Origin of the sequence: Streptomyces sp. NBC_00576 (assembly GCF_036345175.1) — a bacterium.
GTDB lineage: Bacteria > Actinomycetota > Actinomycetes > Streptomycetales > Streptomycetaceae > Streptomyces.
In genome coordinates, this window is record NZ_CP107780.1 from 3,522,052 (window position 1) to 3,541,476 (window position 19,425).

The window sequence follows — 19,425 nt, forward strand, 5'->3', positions numbered from 1 at the left end:
CCACACGAATGAGGATGCCCGGTCGGTGGCCCGATCGGCTCCGACCCGACAGCTCTCCTCGTCCGTACGGCACGATGCGTACGGAATTCGGAGGGACCCTCAGCGGTACGAGCGCTCGAGCGTCGGCAGTGGTCCCGTGCCACTCGGCCCGCCCGTGAGGCGGCCGAAGTTTCCGGCCCGGTCCCGACACGACCCCCGCGCTCGCCTCGCACCGCGTACACAGAAGAGGCATTGCCCTGACTACGACTTTCCGGGATCTCGGAATTCTTCCCGAGACCGCCGAGGCGCTCGAAGCCGTCGGCATCATCACTCCCTTTCCCATCCAGGAGATGACGCTCCCCGTCGCCCTCACCGGCACGGACGTCATCGGCCAGGCCAAGACCGGCACCGGCAAGACGCTCGGCTTCGGCCTCCCGCTCCTGGAGCGCGTGACCGTCCCCGCCGACGTCGAGGCCGGGCGCGCCAAGCCCGAGCAGCTCACCGAGGCCCCTCAGGCCCTCGTCGTCGTCCCGACGCGCGAGCTGTGCCAGCAGGTGACCAACGACCTGCTGACGGCGGGCAAGATCCGCAACGTGCGCGTTCTCGCCATCTACGGCGGCCGGGCGTACGAGCCTCAGGTCGAGGCCCTCAAGAAGGGCGTCGACATCATCGTCGGCACCCCGGGGCGTCTTCTCGACCTCGCGGGCCAGAAGAAGCTGGACCTGAGCCACGTCCGCGCGCTCGTCCTCGACGAGGCCGACGAGATGCTCGACCTGGGCTTCCTGCCCGACGTCGAGAAGATCATGAACATGCTGCCGGCCCGCCGTCAGACGATGCTGTTCTCGGCGACCATGCCGGGCGCCGTCATCGGTCTCGCGCGCCGCTACATGTCGCAGCCCACGCACATCCGCGCCGCCGCGCCGGACGACGAGGGCAAGACGGTCGCGAACACCGCGCAGTACGTCTACCGCGCGCACAACATGGACAAGCCCGAACTGGTCGCACGCATACTGCAGGCCGACGGCCGTGGACTGGCCATGGTCTTCTGCCGTACGAAGCGCACGGCGGCCGACCTCGCCGACCAGCTCGCGCAGCGCGGTTTCGCCTCCGGCGCCGTCCACGGCGACCTCGGCCAGGGCGCCCGCGAGCAGGCGCTGCGGGCCTTCCGCAACGGCAAGGTCGACGTCCTCGTCTGCACGGACGTGGCCGCGCGCGGTATCGACGTCGAGGGCGTCACGCACGTCATCAACTACCAGTCTCCCGAAGAGGAGAAGACGTACCTGCACCGCATCGGCCGTACGGGCCGCGCGGGCGCCAAGGGCATCGCGATCACGCTGGTCGACTGGGACGACATCCCGCGCTGGCAGCTGATCAACAAGGCGCTTGAGCTGAACTTCAACGACCCGCCGGAGACGTACTCCACGTCCCCGCACCTGTTCGAGGAGCTGAGCATCCCGGTCGGCACCAAGGGTGTGCTGCCGCGTTCGGAGCGCACGCGCGCCGGCCTGGGCGCCGAGGAGGTCGAAGACCTCGGTGAGACGGGCGGACGCGGTGGCCCGCGCGGTCGCGGTGGTCGTTCCGGTCACTCCTCCGGCCCGGCGGCTGCTGCCGCGCCGTCGGCGGAGCGTGAGCGCCCGGCGCGTACGCCGCGCAGTCGCCGCCGTACCCGTGGCGGTGCCGCCTCGGACGCGCCGACGACTCCGGTCACGTCGAGCACCCCGGTCACCGAGGCACTCGCCTCGTCCGAGCAGCCCACAGAGCGCCGTACGCCGCGCCGTCGTCGCCGTACACGCGGTACCGCCGCGGAGCCGGTGACGGTCCCCACGACGACGTTCGTCGAGCCGTCGGCCGAGGCCGCGGTCGCGACGGCCGAGGGCACTGCCCCGGCACCCGAGGCCACGGAGCAGCCGCGCCGACGCCGCACCCGCAGGACGGCGGAGTCCGCGCCGGCCGGCACCCCGGCCGAGGTCGTCACCGAGGCCCCGGCGGCCCCCGAGGCGGAGACGCCGCAGGAGCAGCCGCGCCGCCGCCGCACCCGTAGGACGGCGGAGCCCGCGCTGACCACTCCGGCCCAGGTCATCCCGGTCGAGGCCCCGGCCGTCCCCGAGGCGGAGACGCCGGAGGAGCAGCCGCGCCGCCGCCGTACCCGCAAGACGGCGGAGCCCGCGCTGACCACTCCGGCCCAGGTCATCCCGGTCGAGGCCCCGGCCGTCCCCGAGGCGGAGACGCCGGAGGAGCAGCCGCGCCGCCGCCGTACCCGCAAGACGGCGGAGCCGGTCGTCGACGCCGTCGAGGTGCCGGTCGTCACGGAGACCAAGCCTCGCCGTGCCCCCCGCAAGACCACGGCAGTGGCTGCGACGGTGACTGCCGAAGCCGCCGTGGACACCGCGGAAGGTGTCGAGGCCAAGCCTCGCCGGACTGCCACGCGCAAGGCGACGGTGACCGCCCCGGCCGCGGAAGCCGCCGTGGACACCGCCGAGGCGACCGAGGCCAAGCCCCGCCGCCGTACGGCACGCAAGGTCGCCGAGCCCGTCGTGGCCGTGGTCGAGGCCGCCCCGGAGACTCCGGAGCCCGAGGCCGCGAAGCCCCGCCGGACGCGCAAGGCCGCGGTGGCCGCCGTGGAAACGGCCGAGGCGATCGAGGCCAAGCCGCGTCGTACGGCGCGCAAGGCCGCGGCAGCGACCGCCCCGGCCGCCGAGGCAGCCCTCGACACCGTCGAGGCGGTCGAGGTGAAGCCGCGCCGCACCCGTAAGGCCGCCGTACCGGTGGTCGTGACGGAGACGGCCGGCATCCCGGCCCAGCCGACCTCGGCCGAGACCCCGGAGCCGAAGCGCCGTGCGACGCGCAAGGCGACGGCACCGGCCGCGGAGGTCGCTGTGGACACCGCGGAGGGCGTCGAGGCCAAGCCCCGCCGCCGGACGACCCGTAAGGTCGCCGAGGCTCCGGTCGTCGTGGAGCCGGAGGCCGCGGAGGCCAAGCCGCGCCGTACCCGCAAGGCGACGGTGACCGCGCCGGCCGCGGAAGCCGCCGTAGACACCGCCGAGGCGACCGAGGCCAAGCCCCGCCGCCGTACGGCACGCAAGGCGGTCGAGGTCGTCGCGGACATCCCGGCACAGGCTGCGGACGAGGCGGAGGCCAAGCCGCGCCGCCGGACGACCCGTAAGGCCGCCGAACCGGCGGTCGTCGTGGCGGAGACGGCACCGGAGGCCGCCGAGGCGAAGCCCAGGCGCCGCGCCACCCGCAAGGCCACGGTCACCGCGCCGGCCACGGACTCCGTGGAGGCCTGATCACCCGAGGGCCCCGGCCCTCCGCAGCACCGGCCACACCCCGACGGCCCGGCCCACCCCACCTTGGGTTCTAGTGGTTGTCGCAACACCCCAGTTCAGGGGATGCGATGGACTTCAAGGTCCGGGACCGGTCCGTTGTCCAGGGGCGCCGTCCCTTGTCCGAGGAACGGCGCCTCTACCTTCAGCTCATGCAGCAGGGGTACAGCAACACCGAGGCATGCCGGATCGTCGGCATCAACGAGAAGACCGGGCGGCGCTGGCGTAACGGCCGGGCGCCGTCCGGCAGGAACGTCGGGGCGTCACCGGTCACCGTGGTGGCGCCTCCTCCCGGTCCCTCGCGGTATCTGCGCGAGAGCGACCGCATTTACATCGCCGACCGGCTGCGGGAGAAGGCCACGGTCCGTGCGATAGCCGTCGAGCTGGGCCGCAGCCCGTCCACGGTCAGCCGGGAGATCCGCCGCAACCGCCACCCGGTCAGCGGCCACTACCGGCCGCACGCCGCGCAGGCCCGTGCCGATGCCCGCCGACCCCGACCCAAACCCGGGAAGATCGGCCAGAACCCCCAGCTGCGGGACTTCATCCAGGACCACCTGGCCATACGGTGGAGCCCTGAGCAGATCTGCCAGGCTCTGAGGGCCCAGTTCCCGCAGCGGCCGGAGATGCACGTGGTCCACGAAACGGTCTACCAGGCCCTCTACGTCCAGGGCCGGGGTGAGCTGCGCCGCGAACTGGCCCGCGCCCTGCGCACCGGCCGCGCCCACCGCAAACCCCGCCGCCAGGCCCAGCGGCGCCAACCCCGATACGCCACCCCCATGGTCATGATCAGCGAACGCCCCGCCGAAGCGGAGGACCGGGCCGTGCCCGGTCACTGGGAGGGCGACCTGATCATCGGCAAGGACGGGAAGTCGGCCATCGGCACCCTGGTCGAGCGCGCCACCCGCTACGTCATGCTGCTGCACCTGCCGGCAGACCATGGCGCCGAAAGCGTCCGGGACGCACTGGTCACAACCGTCCAGACTCTGCCCACCCACCTCCGACGGTCCCTGACCTGGGACCAGGGATCAGAGATGGCCGCCCACGGCTCCTTCACCGTCACCACGGACGTCCCGGTCTACTTCTGCGACCCGGCCAGCCCCTGGCAGCGCGGATCGAACGAGAACACCAACGGTCTGCTCCGGCAGTACTTCCCCAAAAGCACCGACCTGGCGGCCCACACCCGCGAACACCTCGACGCCGTCGCCACCGAGCTGAACGGCCGCCCACGCAAAACGCTCGGCTGGGAAACCCCAGCCGAGCGCCTGCATAAACTACTCACGGCCTGATCAACACGACCACGTGTTGCAACGACCCCTAGAAACCGCCCACCAGGTGGCCGGGCCGTCGGCGTTCCCCTGGGCCTCTCCGGCGTTCATGGCGGAGACGCAGGCCACGGCCCGCCCTCGCCCGCTGCGGCAGCGGCTGATGTCGGCGTCTCCTCCAGCCTGAGGCTGCCCGCACCGCATCCCGCTCACCTACGCCTCTGAGGCGCCGCTGTCCTCCTCCGACCGGATCGGATCCGGCCCTGCAGCGCCCCGCCCCCGTGCCGAGCCGCCGCCCTCCCCCTCGGGTCCGCCGGATAACCTCGACGCATGAGCAGGCCTGCGACCTTCGCCCCGCCCCCCGGCGCCCGTGCGTACGCCCTGCGTACCGCGCGTGGTGAGTTCGCCGTCGTCGATGCCTCCGCGGACGCCGGCACCGAGCCGAAGGGGACCGTTCTGCTGCTGCCCGGGTTCACCGGCAGCAAGGAGGACTTCATCTCGCTGCACGAGCCGCTGGCCGCGCGCGGGTACCGTACCGTCGCCGTGGACGGGCGCGGGCAGTTCGAGTCGCCCGGCCCCCGGGACGACGAATCGGCGTACGCACAAGCCGAGTTGGCGCAGGATGTGCTCGCCCAGGCGGCGGCCGTCGGCACCCCCGTGCATCTCGTCGGGCACTCGCTCGGCGGACAGATCGCCCGCGCCGCCGTCCTCCGCGACCACTCCCCGTTCGTCTCGCTGACGCTCATCTCCTCGGGCCCCGCCGAGATCTCCGAGGCGCAGCAGCAGCGCGCGAAACTGCTGCGGGACGCGCTCGCCGTGATGAGCATGGCCGACGTCTGGGCGGCCATCCAGGCCATGGACGACCCGCAGAGCGGCGGCGGCGACCTCGACTCGGTGGACGCCGTGGACGCCGGGCTCGACGACCGCGAGGATCTGCGCCGCCGCTGGATGGGCAACAGCCCGGCCCAACTCGTCGCCACGGGGCGTCAGTTGTGCGCCGAGCCGGACCGGGTGGCGGAACTCGCCGCCGTGCCGCTGCCCTTCCATGTGCTGTCCGGCACGGAGGACGGCACCTGGGCCGTCCCGCTGCTCGACGACATGGCGCTACGACTGCACGCGCACCGGACCGTCATCGCGGAAGCCGAGCACTCCCCCAACACGGACCGCCCGCTGGAGACCGCGCGCGCCCTGGCCGACTTCTGGGACACCCTTGAGCAGTAGCAGTAGTCAGCAACCCAGCAGTGGTCAGTAACAACCGGAATGGCCTAGTACTGCGCCTGCAGGTGCTCCCAGAAGCCGTCCCGCAGCGCCCGCCGCAGCTCGGCCTGTCCGCGCAGCGAGTACTGGAGCAGCCCCTCAGCCTCCACCAGCAGGTCCTGGTCGACGGACCCGGGCAGATACGGATGCCCGGGCAGCAGTTCGACCAGCGCCTCGCGCCCCCGCGCCGCCAGCCACTTCGCCGCGATCTGAGCGCCCACGAACCGCACGTCCTCGCGCGTGGGGCGTGTCCCACCCGACGACTCGTAGGACGCGGCCGTGCGCCGGGCGACGTACGGCTTGAAGAAGTCGAGGTCGAACGTGCGCTGGCTGTCGACCTCCCACAGCAGCGGCTCGGCCTGGTTACGCCCCTCGGGCGCCTCGATGCCCCACAGGTGGACGCGGGCCCCGTACCCCTGCGCCGCCTCGACCGCCGACACCAGGTCCTCGTCGCCGCCGATGAGCGCGGCGTCGCTGATCGCGCGGTGCCGGGCCAGGGACTCCAGGTCGGTGCGGATCAGTGAGTCGACGCCTTTCTGCTGGTTGTTGGCGTTGAGGTTGCCCAGGCGCACCTTCACATCGGGGAGTTCCGCGATCGACTGCTGTTCGATGGTGTGGATGCGGCGCCGGGCACCGTCGTACCAGTAGACCCGCAGCAGCCGGCTGTCCGCGAAGATCGTGCGAGCCCTGTCGATGAGCGCCTCGATGAGACCTTCCGCGTCCAGCTCGTAGGAGCGGCGGTCCTCGGTTCCGGCGACGAGCCGTCCCGCCGCCGCGTACAGATATCCCGCGTCGACGAAGATCGCATGGGTCGAGGGCGTCTTCGCCACCTCGGCGAGCATGCGCTGGAGCAGTTCGTTCGTGCGGTCGATGCGGGCGCTCAGCTCCGCGTGGTCGTCGTTGTTCATATACCTCCATTGTCTCGGCGGTCACGCTTCGAACACAACCGGTCCCGGTCAGTCTCCTGTACACCTTCTGTACGGCTCTTACCGGGTGGTAGTTAGACGTTCGAAAAATTTCCTTAGCGTAGGGAATGTTCGTAACACGCGGGTAGTTGACTACCTACGTAACCAAGTAGTTCTCCTCAGGAGGATGACCAGACGAAGGGAGAAGCCCATGCGCTTCGAAATCATGCGTCTCGACGACGTCGACGGAACCCCCGTGGACAGTACGGTCGTGGACGCCGCCTCCGTCAACCGGATCGTGCAGCAAGCAGCCGCCATAGGGCAGCGCCTCTGGATCCGCCCGGCCGACACCTCGGCCTCGTAACGCGCGACCGCGCGAACGACGCTCGCGGACGACGAGCAGACTTCAGAACCCCCGTACGGCATCGACGCCGTACGGGGGTTCTGCTTTTGAGCCACACCTGACGGCCGACAGCCGTCAGCTCTGCTGGATCACCTGCGTGACTCCGTTGATGATCTGCTGCACGGCGATCGCGGACAGCATCATCCCCGCGAGCCGGGTCACCAGCACCACGCCCCCGTCCTTGATGACCCGGATGATCAGCAGCGAGTACCGCATCACCACCCACAGCACGACGTGGACGGCCAGGATCGCCGCCCACACCGACACCTGCATGGCCACGCCGTCCGCTTTCTGCACGGCCAGGATGACCGACACGATCGCGCCGGGCCCGGCGAGCAGGGGCATGCCGAGCGGTACGAGGGCGACGTTCACGTCCTTGGTCTGTTTGGGTTCATCCGTCTTGCCGGTGAGCAGGTCGAGGGCAATCAGCAGGAGCAGCAGCCCGCCGGCGATCATCAGCGCGGGCACGGAGACGTGCAGATAGTCCAGGATCTGATGCCCCAGCAGCCCGAACACGGTGATCACACCGCCGGCCACACAGACCGCCTGGAACGCCATCCGCTTCTGGACGCGGGCAGGGCGACCGGCGGTGAGCGCGAGAAAGATCGGGGTGATCCCGGGGGGATCCATGATCACGAAGAGGGTGAGAAAGAGCGAGCCGAAGACGGCGACGTCGAACATGGGTGGGCAAGCCTTGCGTAGGTACGGGGAAGCGGGCAGCGGGCAGGGGGGTGAGGAAGGCGAGCGGAGGGGCCGAGGCCTCAGACTCCGCCGGTCCCCGGCACCGGGAACGCCCCGGTGGCCCGCCGCGTGATCTCGCCGTACACCTCGGGGTCCGTCGTGTACTCCCCGAGCACGCAGGTCTTGCGGCTGCCGTGGTAGTCGGAGGAGCCGGTGCCCAGCAGTCCCAGCTCCGCCGCGAGGCCGCGCAGCCGCGCCCGGGTCGCCGGTTCGTGGTCCATGTGGTCGACCTCGATGCCGTCGAGCCCGGCGGCGGCCAGCTCCGCGATCGCGGACTCCGGAACCGTCCGCCCCCGCTTGTTCGCAGCCGGATGCGCGAACACGGCCACACCGCCGGCGCCCTTGATCAGCCGCAGCGCCTCGAACGGGTCGGTCTCGTGCTTCGGTACGTAGGCCCGGGCGCCGTCGGCCAGCCAGTTGCCGGTGAAGGCGTCGTTCACGGTCGGTACGACGCCCAGCTCGACCAGCGCGGTCGCGACATGCGGCCGGCCCACGGACCCGTCACCGGCGATCCGCGCGACCTGCTCCCAGGTGATCGGCACGCCCAGCACCTGAAGCTTGGCCACCATCCCCTGGGCCCGCGGCACCCGGTCGTCCCGCACCAGCTCACGCTCGGCGAACAGAGCGGGCTCCTCGGGATCGAACAGGTAGGCCAGCATGTGCATGCTGATTCCGTCGAGCCGGCAGGACAGCTCGGCCCCGGTGACCAGCGTGAGCCCGACGGGCAATGCGGCGATCGCCTCGGCATACCCCCGAGTCGTGTCGTGATCGGTCAGCGCGACGACGTCGAGTCCGGCCGCAGCGGCGTTACGCACCAGCTCGGCGGGCGTGTCCGTACCGTCGGAGGCGGTGGAGTGGCAGTGCAGATCTATGCGCACGGTGCGAACTCCAGGCGACGACGGGGGTGAACGAGACGCGTCAAGCATAACGGGCCCAGGGGCCACCTTGTCACACCTGAACTTCGCGAGAGACCCTTACGCGGACTCACCCGGGGGCTCGCCCAGGGGAGCGCTACGGCTGAAGCAACCGAGGGGACAGCGCCCCACAGGGAACCAGCTCGACCTCAGCCCCGGCATCCCGCAGATCCGTAAGCACCAGCTCGTCATACATCAGCAACCCGGACTGCTCGGGCCACACCACCGCCCACAACCACAACCCGAGCGCCTCACCCGCGAACACCGCACGATCATCGGGCCCACCCGTGACATGCCACAACGGCGTGGGCCGCCCCGCCGCCAGCACCTTCGCCTCGGCCGGCTTCTCGACGTTCATGTACGGCCCCGGGTCGGGCCCATCGATGCCCGCATAGCGCGCGCCGAGCCCGACACCGAGTTCCTCGGCGACCAGGATCAGCTCGCCCATGCCCCCGAGCGGGCCGGGGCCCGTACAGGCCACCGCCGTCGCACGGCCGCCGCTGCGGTCGTCGCCCGCGCAGCCCACACCCGTGAACAGCCAGCCGACGGGCAGCGGCCACGGCATCCACACGGGCACCTGGGTGCGGTGCACCACGACATCGAGGGCCTCGACGCTGGGCGGGATCACGGGCTGCAGTGGATGCACCGTCCCGTGCACATCACACTGCCAGGAGTCGGAAAAGAGTCCGGGAGCCCTGACCCGGCCACCACACTTCGGGCAACTGGGTTCGCCCCTCATAGAGCCCCACGGTCCTCTCCGTCCTTCCTCCCGTCAAGGACGATCACCCGTCCGGAGTGACACGTTTCCACCCCTTCCGTCAGGTGAAATTAGATGTAGCTTGCATTAATTAGCCGCCCTAACTTACTATGTGCATACACCAACGATCTCCTCGCAGGTCGCACCCGCGAGTCGTGAAGGAGAAGGAGAAGGCATGCACAGCAGCACGGAAAGTACGGAAGGGCTCCTCCGGCAGCCGAAGGCCGTCTGGGCGACCGCCGGCGCGTCAGTCGTCGCCTTCATGGGCATCGGGCTCGTCGACCCGATCCTGCCGTCCATCGCCAAGGGTCTGGACGCCACGGCCGGCCAGGTCTCCCTGCTCTTCACGTCGTACTTCCTGATCACCGCCGTGGCGATGCTGGTCACCGGCTTCGTCTCCAGCCGGATCGGCGGCAAGAAGACCCTGTTGCTCGGCCTCGCGTTCGTCGTGGTCTTCGCGGGTCTGGCCGGCACGTCGGGATCGGTCGCCGAGCTGGTCGGCTTCCGGGCCGGCTGGGGGCTCGGCAACGCCCTCTTCGTCTCGACGGCCCTCGCGGTCATCGTCGGCGCGGCGGCCGGCGGCAGCGCGGCGGCGATCCTGCTGTACGAATCCGCCCTGGGCCTCGGTATGGCGTGCGGCCCCCTGCTGGGCGCACTGCTCGGCAACGCCAGCTGGCGCTACCCCTTCTTCGGCACCGCGTTCCTGATGGCCGTCGGCTTCCTCTGCATCACGGTGTTCCTGAACGAACAGCCGAAGCCGGCCCAGAAGACCTCGCTGCTGGACCCGATCAAGGCGCTCGGCCACGGCGGCCTGGCCTCTGCCGCGATCTCGTCGTTCTTCTACAACTACACGTTCTTCACCGTGCTGGCCTTCACCCCGTTCGTGCTCGACATGACGCCGTACAAGTCCGGGGCCGTGTTCTTCGCCTGGGGTCTGCTGCTCGCCGTCTCCTCGGTGCTCGTGGCACCGCGCCTCCAGCGGCGGTTCGGCTCACTGACGGTGCTGGGCGGCTCGCTGGTCCTGCTCGCCGTCGACGTACTGGCCCTCGGCTACGGCAGCCACACCACCGCCGTCGTCTGCACGATCCTGTCCGGCGCGTTCATCGGCGTGAACAACACCGTCTACACCGAGCTGGCGCTGGGCGTCTCGGACGCGCCGCGCCCGGTGGCGAGCGCCGGCTACAACTTCGTGCGCTGGTTCGCGGCGGCCGCGGCCCCGTACTTCGCACCGAAGATCGAGGAGTGGAGCGACATCCACATGCCGTTCGTGGTCGCCGCGGTCACAGCCGTGCTCGGCGCGGTCGTGGTCGTCGTACGGCGGAAGTCCCTCACTCACGATGCCGAGGAGCTGGAGACCAAGCACGCGACCGAGGACAGCGTCGCCGTCTTCGCGAGGTAGAGCCAGTCCAACTGGCGTGTTTCCGCCGCCGGTTGGTGAGATCGGTCACTCCGAAGCCACGTACGAGGGTCAGTCCAGCGGGACGGACCTGCGGGCCGGGTCCCGTAGGTCCGTCCCGTTCGTGAGCCAGCGTTCCTGGAGGGCCTGGGCGCCATGGACACGCTTCCAGGCAGCCTCGTTCGGGGTCATCGGGAGCAGGGGCAGGAACCGTACGGGGTCCAGGGGCTCGTCGAGCTCCAGATCCTCGACCAGGCCGCCCGGTTCGGCGACCAGCACCGAGGTGAAGGGAGCCCCGGGCCACAGCGGCTCCCCGACGTCGAGCGAAGCGCCTGGGGCCACGATCACACCCTCGACCTGCGGGGACGCGGCGAGGATCGCGAGCGGACGCAGCACCTTGTCGGTGTCGGCGAGGCCGGCCCGCACGGAGATGACCAGTTCGGCGCGCGGGCCCTTCACCGGGTCGGCGAGCACCGCGGTGGGGTCGGCCATCGGCTGCGCGGACATGCCGAGCGTGGCGTAGCGGACGAGCTCCCCGTCCTGGTCCCGGTCCTGGAAACGCAACACCTCGACGCGGTCGGTGCCGAGGAAGGTGACCGCGGCGCGCGCGTCCGGTTCGCCCAGCGTCGTACGCAGCCGGGCCTCGACCAGAGGAAGAACATCAGACATGCCGCGAGCATAGAACTCGTCAGTTACGGGCAAACGAGCACCTTGACAGTTCCGTCGGCTGTTACCCTTGGCCGGGTTCGGGGCAGCACGCAGAAGCGTCGCGATCGAGTCCCGACACCGCTGAAGTTCCCCTTAGGGGGCTCCCCTTGACGGGGAAATGGATCGTCCCTCACGAGGGACCGGCCGGAGGAGGTGGGGCTGCAATGGATCGAAGTCATCCGTGCAGTAGCACCCGCTCTTCCGCCCGCTGATGTAGTTGCTCCGGCCTACTCCCGCTGGCTGTCACCTCTCGCATTCGCGTCATCGCGGAAGAGCACTTGGTTTCGTTTTGCCTGATCCATGTGATCTCAGTCAGTTCTGAATCAGTAGCGAAGCTCACCACCGCGACGGTGCGGTGCTCCCCGCTTTGTGGACGTGCCAAACATCCTCAGTCAGGACGTCCCCATTCCGGGCAGTTCCAGTCGTTGTCGGCGGTCTTTCGTTGCCTGTCGCGAAGGAGCCTGCCAAATGTCGATGATCCACAACCTGCGTGCCGCGGTCCGCCCGTCCCGTCCCTCCCTTCGCAAGGACGGCAGCACGTACGACACCACCCGCGACCCCTCGACGCCCTCCGCCGTCGTCGACTGCGCCGTCTACCGCGACGGCGCCCGGGTCCAGACGCCGAGGACGCTCACGCCGCACGAGGCGATGCGCAAGGTGCGCCGCGACGGCGGCTTCGTGTGGATCGGGCTGCACGAGCCGACGGAGGCCGAATTCTCCGGTATCGCCAGCGAGTTCGGGCTCCACCCGCTCGCCGTGGAGGACGCGATCCAGGCCCACCAGCGGCCCAAGCTGGAGCGGTACGACGACACGCTCTTCACCGTCTTCAAGACCATCCACTACGTCGACCACACCGAACTCACCGCGAGCAGCGAGGTCGTGGAGACCGGCGAGGTGATGTGCTTCACCGGGCGGGACTTCTTCATCACCGTCCGGCACGGCGGGCAGGGCTCCCTGCGTGCGCTGCGCCACCGCCTCCAGGACGACCCCGAGCTGCTCGCCAAGGGCCCCTCCGCGGTGCTGCACGCCATCGCCGACCATGTCGTCGACGGCTATGTCGCGGTCGCGGACGCCATGCAGGACGACATCGACGAGGTCGAGACGGAGGTGTTCTCGCCGGGCCGCAAGGGCGCCCCGCGCGGTACCGACGCCGGCCGGATCTACCAGCTCAAGCGCGAGGTCCTGGAGTTCAAGCGGGCCGTCTCGCCGCTCCTGCGGCCCATGCAGCTGCTGAGCGAGCGCCCGATGCGGCTGATCGACCCCGACATCCAGAAGTACTTCCGCGACGTCGCCGACCACCTCGCCCGGGTCCAGGAGCAGGTGATCGGCTTCGACGAGCTGCTCAACTCGATCCTCCAGGCCAACCTCGCCCAGGCGTCCGTCGCGCAGAACGAGGACATGCGGAAGATCACGTCCTGGGCGGCGATCATCGCCGTACCGACGATGGTGTGCGGCGTCTACGGCATGAACTTCGACTACATGCCGGAGCTGCACTGGAAGTTCGGCTACCCCGTGGTCATGACGGCCATGATCGGCATGTGTGTGGGCATCCACCGCACGCTTAAGCGCAACGGCTGGCTGTGACAGGCATCGCTACCCTTCTGCCCATGACTGACACGCTGCTCGACCGGGCCCTCGTCGAGGAGGCCACGAAGAAGTCCGGGCTCATCTGGGTCAAGGGCCCCGTCGGACCCTCCCGTGCCCTGTGGCACGTATGGCACGAGGGCGCGGCCGTCCTGGTCGGCGACGGCCCCGGTGAGCAGCCGCTGCCGGGGCTGGCCGACGGGGCGGAGGCGGAGGTCACCGTCCGCAGCAAGGACAAGGGCGGGCGCCTCGTCACGTGGGCGGCGACGGTCGTGGAGCTGGCCCCGGAGTCCCCGGAGTGGGAGGCCGCGGTCGCCGAGCTGAAGGGGAAGCGCCTGAACGCGCCGGACGGCGAGGGCATGCCGGACCGATGGGCGCGTGAATGCCGGGTGGTGCGGCTGGTGCCGCGCGCGGGGGAAACACGCCCTCTGCCGGACGGCTCGTTGTCGGCACCGCCGCTGCCGACGCCGGCGACGACGCGGGAGCCGATCCCGGCGGGGTTGCCTCGCCTGCTCTTCAAGAAGCGCAAGCGCTCCGCGGGGTAGGCGGTTCGTTCACTGCGGCCCGGTGGGGGCTTGTCGCGCAGTTCCCCGCGCCCCTGAAGGGGCGCAGAGCGCCCTTCAGGACGACGGGAGCTGCTGGCCGTAGTCCACCGTCTCGTTCTTCGCCGGTTCCTCCAGGGCGAAGTCCTTGCCCCAGTCGCTCAGCAGCAGCGTCCCCGCGCCGCCCGCGCGCACAAGGCGCAGGGGGTACGGGGATCCCTCCAGGGAGACGTCCAGGGTGCCGCCGGAGCCCTTGTCGCCGGTGATGCGGATCGTGCGGACGCCCGACTGCTTGTGGTGGCCGTCCGTTGCGAGGCTGCCGTGCAGGGTGAGCAGTCCGTCCAGGAGCACGTCCTTGTCGGTGAAGCCGCTGAACTTCTTGTACGAGGGGTCGCCCGTCGGCACCTTCACGAACAGGCCCCCGAGCTTCGCGGCGGCGGCCGCGTCCGAGTCGCCGTCGTCGCCCTTGCCGCTGTCCTCGTGGCTCCAGAACGCGGCGTCGGCCTTCAGGAACAGGTGCTCTCCGACCCGCAGCAGCCGGAACGTCGACCCCTTCGCGGTGACCGAGCCGGTACCGCCGTCGTCCTTGAGGCGCATGTCGAGGGTGTACGTGGTCCCGCTGGTCACCACGGTCCCGGAGAGCCGTACGGCGTCGGCGGATGTGGCGGCCTTACGCGTCTTGGTCTGGATGGTGTCGGCCGGCAGCTTGCCGACCCCGTTCGTGCCCTCGTCCGGGTCGGCACCGCAACCCGTCAGCAGCCCTGTCCCCGTCACGACCAGGGCGCACATCGCGCTCACCAGTCCGGCGCTGCGGGTACGGCCACGGTAAATCGCAGACACAGGTGGGGCTGCCTCTCGTACGGGTGTCCTGAGGGGGTGTGGACGGCAGCGTACCGCCGCCGTCGGCCCTCGGCGGAGCCAGTCCGTCCGGACCCCCCACCAGGGCGGAGCCGAACCGGACGGGCTAGCCTGAAGCGCATCCGAGCAGGCAATTCGGAACCCTTGGACGCAATCCGACGCGCTCCCCGCAGCGCACACCGAGGCAGGAGGCGCGGCATGGCTGCAGCCTCACCCCGTGTCTTCGTCTCGCACCTCGCCGGTACGGCCGTCTTCGACCCGAACGGCGACCAGGTGGGCCGCGTGCGCGACCTCGTCGCCATGCTGCGCGTCGGCAACCGTCCGCCCCGGCTGCTCGGTCTCGTCGTCGAACTCACCACCCGGCGCCGCGTCTTCATGCCCATGACCCGCGTCACCGGCATCGAGTCCGGCCAGGTCATCACGACGGGCGTGCTGAACGTCCGGCGCTTCGAGCAGCGCCCCACCGAGCGGCTCGTCCTCGGCGAACTCCTCGACCGGCGCGTCACCCTCGGCGAGACGGGCGAGGAGGTCACCGTCCTGGATGTGGCGGTACGACAGTTGCCGGCCCGCCGCGACTGGGAGATCGAGCGGGTCTTCGTACGGAAGAAGGGCCGCGGCGGTGCCTTCCGGCGCAACACCGGCGAGACGCTGACCGTCGACTGGTCCGCCGTCACCGGGTTCTCCCTGGAGGAGGACGGACAGGGCGCCGAGAGCCTCCTCGCCACCTTCGAGCAGCTGCGCCCCGCCGACCTCGCGAACGTCCTGCACCACCTGTCGCCGAAACGGCGCGCCGAAGTGGCCGCCGCCCTCGACGACGACCGGCTGGCCGACGTACTCGAAGAGCTGCCCGAGGACGACCAGATCGAGATCCTCGGCAAGCTCAAGGAGGAGCGCGCCGCCGACGTCCTGGAGGCGATGGACCCCGACGACGCCGCCGACCTGCTCGGCGAGTTGCCCGAGGACGACAAGGAGCGGCTGCTGAGCCTGATGCAGCCCGCCGACGCGGCCGACATGCGCCGGCTGATGGCCTACCGGGAGGACACGGCGGGCGGTCTGATGACGACCGAGCCGATCGTGCTGCGCCCGGACGCGACCGTCGCCGACGCGCTGGCCCGGGTCCGCAACCCCGACCTCTCCCCCGCGCTCGCCGCCCAGGTGTACGTGTGCCGTCCGCCGGACGAGACACCGACCGGCAAGTATCTGGGCGCGGTCCACTTCCAGCGGTTGCTGCGCGACCCCCCGTACACGCTGGTCGGCTCGCTCGTCGACGACGACCTGCAACCGCTGCGCCCGGACGCCGAACTGCCGGTCGTCGCCGGTTTCTTCGCGACGTACGACATGGTGGCGGCGCCGGTGGTCGACGAGAGCGGGTCGCTGCTGGGCGCGGTGACCGTGGACGACGTCCTCGACCACATGCTGCCCGAGGACTGGCGGGAGACGGAGTTCCACCTCGATGGCACCGAGGCCGGGGAAGCGGGTGGCCATGACTCCTGAGCGCGAGACCGGCGCCCGCGAGCGCATGGCCACGGGCGCCACGGCGGCCCCCCGTCCCCGGGTGCGCCTCGACCAGCCGCGCGCGCCCCGGCGTCGGCTGCTGCCCGAGTACGACCCGGAGGCCTTCGGACGGATGTCCGAGCGCATCGCGCGCTTCCTGGGGACCGGGCGGTTCATCGTCTGGATGACGGTCGTCATCATCCTGTGGGTGGTGTGGAACGTGTCCGCACCGGCCGACCTGCGCTTCGACCACTACCCGTTCATCTTCCTGACGCTGATGCTGTCGCTCCAGGCCTCCTACGCGGCCCCGCTGATCCTGCTCGCGCAGAACCGGCAGGACGACCGCGATCGCGTCAATCTCGAACAGGACCGCAAACAGAACGAGCGGTCGATCGCCGACACCGAGTACCTGACCCGCGAGATCGCCTCCCTGCGTGCGGGACTCGGCGAGGTGGCGACCCGGGACTGGATCCGCTCCGAGCTCCAGGACCTGGTCAAGGAGCTGGAGGAGCGGTATGCGGACGCGCTGCCGGACCGACCCGGCATATTCCCGGCAGAACGGCCGCGGGGGCGTGACGTAGAAGACCGGTGACGGGCTTTCCGGGGGGCTGGTGCGGCCCCGTACCATCGGGGTCATGGCTACGGAAGACGCGGTGCGTGAAGCACTGGCGACGGTGAACGACCCCGAGATCCAGCGACCCATCACCGAACTGGGGATGGTGAAGTCGGTGGAGATCGGCGCGGACGGGGTGGTCGCGGTTGCCGTGTACCTGACGGTCTCCGGCTGCCCGATGCGCGACACGATCACGAAGACGGTGACGGAGGCGGTCTCGCGGGTCGAGGGCGTCACGCGCGTCGACGTCGAACTGGACGTCATGAGCGACAACCAGCGCAAGGATCTGGCGTCCGCCCTGCGCGGCGGCCAGGCCGAGCGCGAGGTCCCCTTCGCCAAACCGGGCTCCCTCACGCGCGTGTACGCGGTCGCGTCCGGCAAGGGCGGCGTCGGCAAGTCGTCGGTGACCGTCAACCTGGCGGCGGCGATGGCCGCCGACGGCCTCAAGGTGGGCGTGGTCGACGCCGACATCTACGGCCACAGCGTGCCGCGCATGCTGGGCGTGGAGGGTCGTCCGACCCAGGTCGAGAACATGATCATGCCGCCGTCCTCGCACGGCGTGAAGGTCATCTCCATCGGCATGTTCACCCCGGGCAACGCCCCGGTGGTCTGGCGCGGCCCGATGCTCCACAGGGCCCTCCAGCAGTTCCTGGCGGACGTGTACTGGGGCGACCTGGACGTTCTGCTCCTGGACCTGCCCCCGGGCACGGGCGACATCGCGATCTCGGTGGCCCAGCTGGTCCCGAACGCCGAGATCCTGGTCGTGACGACGCCCCAGCAGGCGGCGGCCGAGGTGGCCGAGCGTGCGGGCGCCATCGCCGTGCAGACCCACCAGAAGATCGTCGGCGTGGTCGAGAACATGGCAGGCCTGCCTTGCCCGCACTGCGACGAGATGGTCGACGTCTTCGGCACGGGCGGCGGCCAGAGCGTCGCGGACGGCCTCACGAGGACGACGGGAGCGACGGTCCCGGTCCTCGGCTCCATCCCGATCGACGTCCGCCTGCGCGAGGGCGGCGACGACGGCAGGCCGGTCGTCCTGACGGACCCGGACTCCCCCGCGGGGTCCGCGCTGCGCGCGATCGCGGGCAAGCTGGGCGGCAGGCAGCGCGGCCTGTCGGGCATGTCGCTGGGGATCACCCCGAGGAACAAGTTCTGAGTTTCAGTACCTGGTACGTGCTGGGGGCGCCCTCTCGTCCAAGAGGGCGCCCCCAGCGCGTACCGCCGACTACGCGTACACGCCAATATCCTTGATCACGGCGAAGCCCAACCCGTACGCGCTCATCCCGCGCCCGTACGCACCCACGTGCACACCCTCCTGGGTCGACCCGGCGAGAACCCACCCGAACTCGGACTCCCGGTAGTGGAAGGGCGTCGGCACCCCGTCGACCGGGAGGGAGAGGGTGGACCAGTCATCGCCGCCGAGATCGTCCGCGAGGACCCACGCCGTCTCCGTCTGCTGGTCCAGCCAGTCGTCGCGCAGGGTGTGGTCCATCTGGCCGGGCCAGGTGAACGACAGCAGCCCCACACCGGCCAGCCAGGCCGCCGACGACACCGAGGTGGCCTCCAGCAGCCCCGTGCCGTCCGCACTGCGCCGTACGGGGTTGGCGGCCACGGTGACGACCACCGCGAACCGCTCCTTGTCCTCCCCCATGGCTTCGTGCCGTACGGAGGGTTCGTCGCCGTGCCCGATCGAACCGTGCGCGACGGCACCGTCGGCCGCCGTACCCACCTGCATCAGCCAGCGCGGTCCCGTGAAGGCCTCGTCGAGGCCGTACCAAGGGAAGGGCGCCAGCAGATAGCCGTCGACCGTGCGCCGGGCGGAGGGGACCTGTTGTCCGCCCTCCGCGGCCGGCGCCTGCGCGCCCACCCGACTTGTCGTCTCCATTTACCCGGACGCCTCCTCGTTCTCGTCGGCCCGGAGCGGCCCGCCCCCCTTCGGGCGGCGTCGTTCGCTCATGCACGGGCCCACAACAACTCGGCAGCATAGCCACACCGCTCCGAGCAGCAGAGAAAGCGCCCGGCGCGTGGGCCTCGCAGACGTCCGGATCGGGCCGTCCGGGGCCCGGTCGGAGTATGAGTCACGTCACGCGCGGACCTACGAAGGTCAGGTGGCGTCCGCGTCGAAGGGCGGGCGCTCGTCCGGCTCGGGCTTCTTCGTCATGTCGACGGTGCCACCGGAGGAACCCGACGAAGAAGAGGAGGGGGAGGACGGGGAGGAGGACGGCGCGTCCGACTCGCGGCCGTGGACCGCGTCCGTGACCTCGGCCATCTCCTTCTTCAGGTCGAAGCCGTTGCGGATCTCCTTGAGCCCCAGTTCGTCGTTGTCCAGCTGCTTGCGGATGAACGTCTTGGGGTTCAGGTCCTCGAACTCGAAGTCCTTGAACTCCGGGCCCAGCTCCTGGCGGATGTCCTGCTTCGCGCCCTCCGAGAACTCCCGGATCTTGCGAATGGTGCGCGTGACGTCCTGGATCATCTTCGGAAGCTTCTCCGGACCGAAGACGAGCACGGCGAGGAGCACGAGCGTCACCAGCTCGAGCGGTCCTATGTCATTGAACACCTGAAGCTCCTTGCGATGTCCTCGGTCCTCGGCCCTCGGTGGTCCGTGCGGTCTTCGCGGTCTTCCGTGGTCCGGGCCGGTTCCACGGTACCCGGCCATCCTGTCCCACCGGTACCGTCCGGGGGCCCAAGA

At 70.4% G+C, this 19,425-nt stretch carries 18 protein-coding genes; 10 read left to right on the forward strand and 8 right to left on the reverse strand.

Going from position 1 to position 19,425, the window contains the following annotated elements:
• Positions 1-329: 329 nt before the first annotated feature.
• The 3 genes from OG734_RS14680 to OG734_RS14690 all read left to right on the forward strand — a co-directional run bounded on the left by OG734_RS14680 (position 330) and on the right by OG734_RS14690 (position 5,785).
• A complete protein-coding gene (locus tag OG734_RS14680) occupies positions 330-3,266 on the forward strand; it encodes a DEAD/DEAH box helicase (protein WP_330287938.1) in 2,937 nt (978 codons plus the stop codon).
• Between the two features lie 107 nt (positions 3,267-3,373).
• Complete coding sequence (locus OG734_RS14685; RefSeq protein ID WP_330287939.1) at positions 3,374-4,588, forward strand: IS30 family transposase; 1,215 nt, start codon at positions 3,374-3,376, stop codon at positions 4,586-4,588.
• Positions 4,589-4,894: 306 nt separating this feature from the next.
• Positions 4,895-5,785 (forward strand): alpha/beta fold hydrolase, encoded by an 891-nt coding sequence (locus OG734_RS14690; protein ID WP_330287940.1) that lies wholly within the window; start codon positions 4,895-4,897, stop codon positions 5,783-5,785.
• Between the two features lie 44 nt (positions 5,786-5,829).
• Here the strand turns inward: OG734_RS14690 and OG734_RS14695 are convergent, their stop codons facing one another.
• Positions 5,830-6,729 carry an NYN domain-containing protein gene (locus tag OG734_RS14695; RefSeq protein WP_330287941.1) on the reverse strand — a complete coding sequence of 300 codons (900 nt, stop codon included), beginning with the start codon at positions 6,727-6,729 and terminating at the stop codon, positions 5,830-5,832.
• A gap of 208 nt (positions 6,730-6,937) precedes the next feature.
• On the opposite strand from OG734_RS14695, the gene OG734_RS14700 reads away from it, so the two are divergent.
• Positions 6,938-7,090 carry a hypothetical protein gene (locus OG734_RS14700; RefSeq protein ID WP_007384531.1) on the forward strand — a complete coding sequence of 51 codons (153 nt, stop codon included), beginning with the start codon at positions 6,938-6,940 and terminating at the stop codon, positions 7,088-7,090.
• A 114-nt stretch (positions 7,091-7,204) separates the two neighbouring features.
• On the opposite strand, the gene OG734_RS14705 is transcribed toward OG734_RS14700, so the two are convergent.
• The 3 genes from OG734_RS14705 to OG734_RS14715 all read right to left on the reverse strand — a co-directional run bounded on the left by OG734_RS14705 (position 7,205) and on the right by OG734_RS14715 (position 9,523).
• Complete coding sequence (locus tag OG734_RS14705; protein ID WP_164324508.1) at positions 7,205-7,810, reverse strand: MarC family protein; 606 nt, start codon at positions 7,808-7,810, stop codon at positions 7,205-7,207.
• 80 nt (positions 7,811-7,890) lie between these two features.
• Positions 7,891-8,748 carry a PHP domain-containing protein gene (locus tag OG734_RS14710; protein WP_330287942.1) on the reverse strand — a complete coding sequence of 286 codons (858 nt, stop codon included), beginning with the start codon at positions 8,746-8,748 and terminating at the stop codon, positions 7,891-7,893.
• 133 nt (positions 8,749-8,881) lie between these two features.
• On the reverse strand, positions 8,882-9,523 hold the full coding sequence (locus tag OG734_RS14715) for a DUF6758 family protein (protein ID WP_330287943.1): 642 nt from the start codon (positions 9,521-9,523) through the stop codon (positions 8,882-8,884).
• Between the two features lie 193 nt (positions 9,524-9,716).
• On the opposite strand from OG734_RS14715, the gene OG734_RS14720 reads away from it, so the two are divergent.
• Positions 9,717-10,940: an MFS transporter gene (locus tag OG734_RS14720; RefSeq protein ID WP_330287944.1), complete on the forward strand. Its 1,224-nt coding sequence runs from the start codon at positions 9,717-9,719 to the stop codon at positions 10,938-10,940.
• 69 nt (positions 10,941-11,009) lie between these two features.
• Here the strand turns inward: OG734_RS14720 and OG734_RS14725 are convergent, their stop codons facing one another.
• Positions 11,010-11,606, reverse strand: coding sequence for a suppressor of fused domain protein (locus tag OG734_RS14725; protein WP_330287945.1), 597 nt, complete (start codon positions 11,604-11,606; stop codon positions 11,010-11,012).
• 507 nt (positions 11,607-12,113) lie between these two features.
• Between OG734_RS14725 and OG734_RS14730 the strand changes: the two genes are divergently transcribed.
• Complete coding sequence (locus tag OG734_RS14730; protein ID WP_330287946.1) at positions 12,114-13,229, forward strand: magnesium and cobalt transport protein CorA; 1,116 nt, start codon at positions 12,114-12,116, stop codon at positions 13,227-13,229.
• Positions 13,230-13,252: 23 nt separating this feature from the next.
• On the forward strand, positions 13,253-13,774 hold the full coding sequence (locus OG734_RS14735; protein WP_330287947.1) for a hypothetical protein: 522 nt from the start codon (positions 13,253-13,255) through the stop codon (positions 13,772-13,774).
• A 75-nt stretch (positions 13,775-13,849) separates the two neighbouring features.
• Here OG734_RS14735 and OG734_RS14740 read toward each other — a convergent pair whose 3' ends face one another.
• Positions 13,850-14,560, reverse strand: coding sequence for a hypothetical protein (locus OG734_RS14740; protein WP_330293659.1), 711 nt, complete (start codon positions 14,558-14,560; stop codon positions 13,850-13,852).
• Positions 14,561-14,827: 267 nt separating this feature from the next.
• Between OG734_RS14740 and OG734_RS14745 the strand changes: the two genes are divergently transcribed.
• The 3 genes from OG734_RS14745 to OG734_RS14755 are packed head-to-tail and all read left to right on the forward strand — an operon-like array spanning position 14,828 to position 17,892.
• Positions 14,828-16,123 (forward strand): magnesium transporter MgtE N-terminal domain-containing protein, encoded by a 1,296-nt coding sequence (locus OG734_RS14745; protein WP_330287948.1) that lies wholly within the window; start codon positions 14,828-14,830, stop codon positions 16,121-16,123.
• Positions 16,113-16,715 (forward strand): DUF1003 domain-containing protein, encoded by a 603-nt coding sequence (locus OG734_RS14750; RefSeq protein ID WP_330287949.1) that lies wholly within the window; start codon positions 16,113-16,115, stop codon positions 16,713-16,715. Before OG734_RS14745 ends, OG734_RS14750 begins: the two co-directional genes overlap by 11 nt.
• A 43-nt stretch (positions 16,716-16,758) precedes the next feature.
• Positions 16,759-17,892, forward strand: a complete 1,134-nt coding sequence (locus OG734_RS14755; RefSeq protein WP_330287950.1) for an Mrp/NBP35 family ATP-binding protein — start codon at positions 16,759-16,761, stop codon at positions 17,890-17,892.
• 69 nt (positions 17,893-17,961) lie between these two features.
• On the opposite strand, the gene OG734_RS14760 is transcribed toward OG734_RS14755, so the two are convergent.
• Together OG734_RS14760 and OG734_RS14765 are read right to left on the reverse strand one after the other, a co-directional pair.
• Positions 17,962-18,621 (reverse strand): hypothetical protein, encoded by a 660-nt coding sequence (locus OG734_RS14760; RefSeq protein WP_330287951.1) that lies wholly within the window; start codon positions 18,619-18,621, stop codon positions 17,962-17,964.
• Between the two features lie 219 nt (positions 18,622-18,840).
• On the reverse strand, positions 18,841-19,293 hold the full coding sequence (locus tag OG734_RS14765) for a sec-independent translocase (protein WP_330287952.1): 453 nt from the start codon (positions 19,291-19,293) through the stop codon (positions 18,841-18,843).
• Positions 19,294-19,425: the final 132 nt, after the last annotated feature.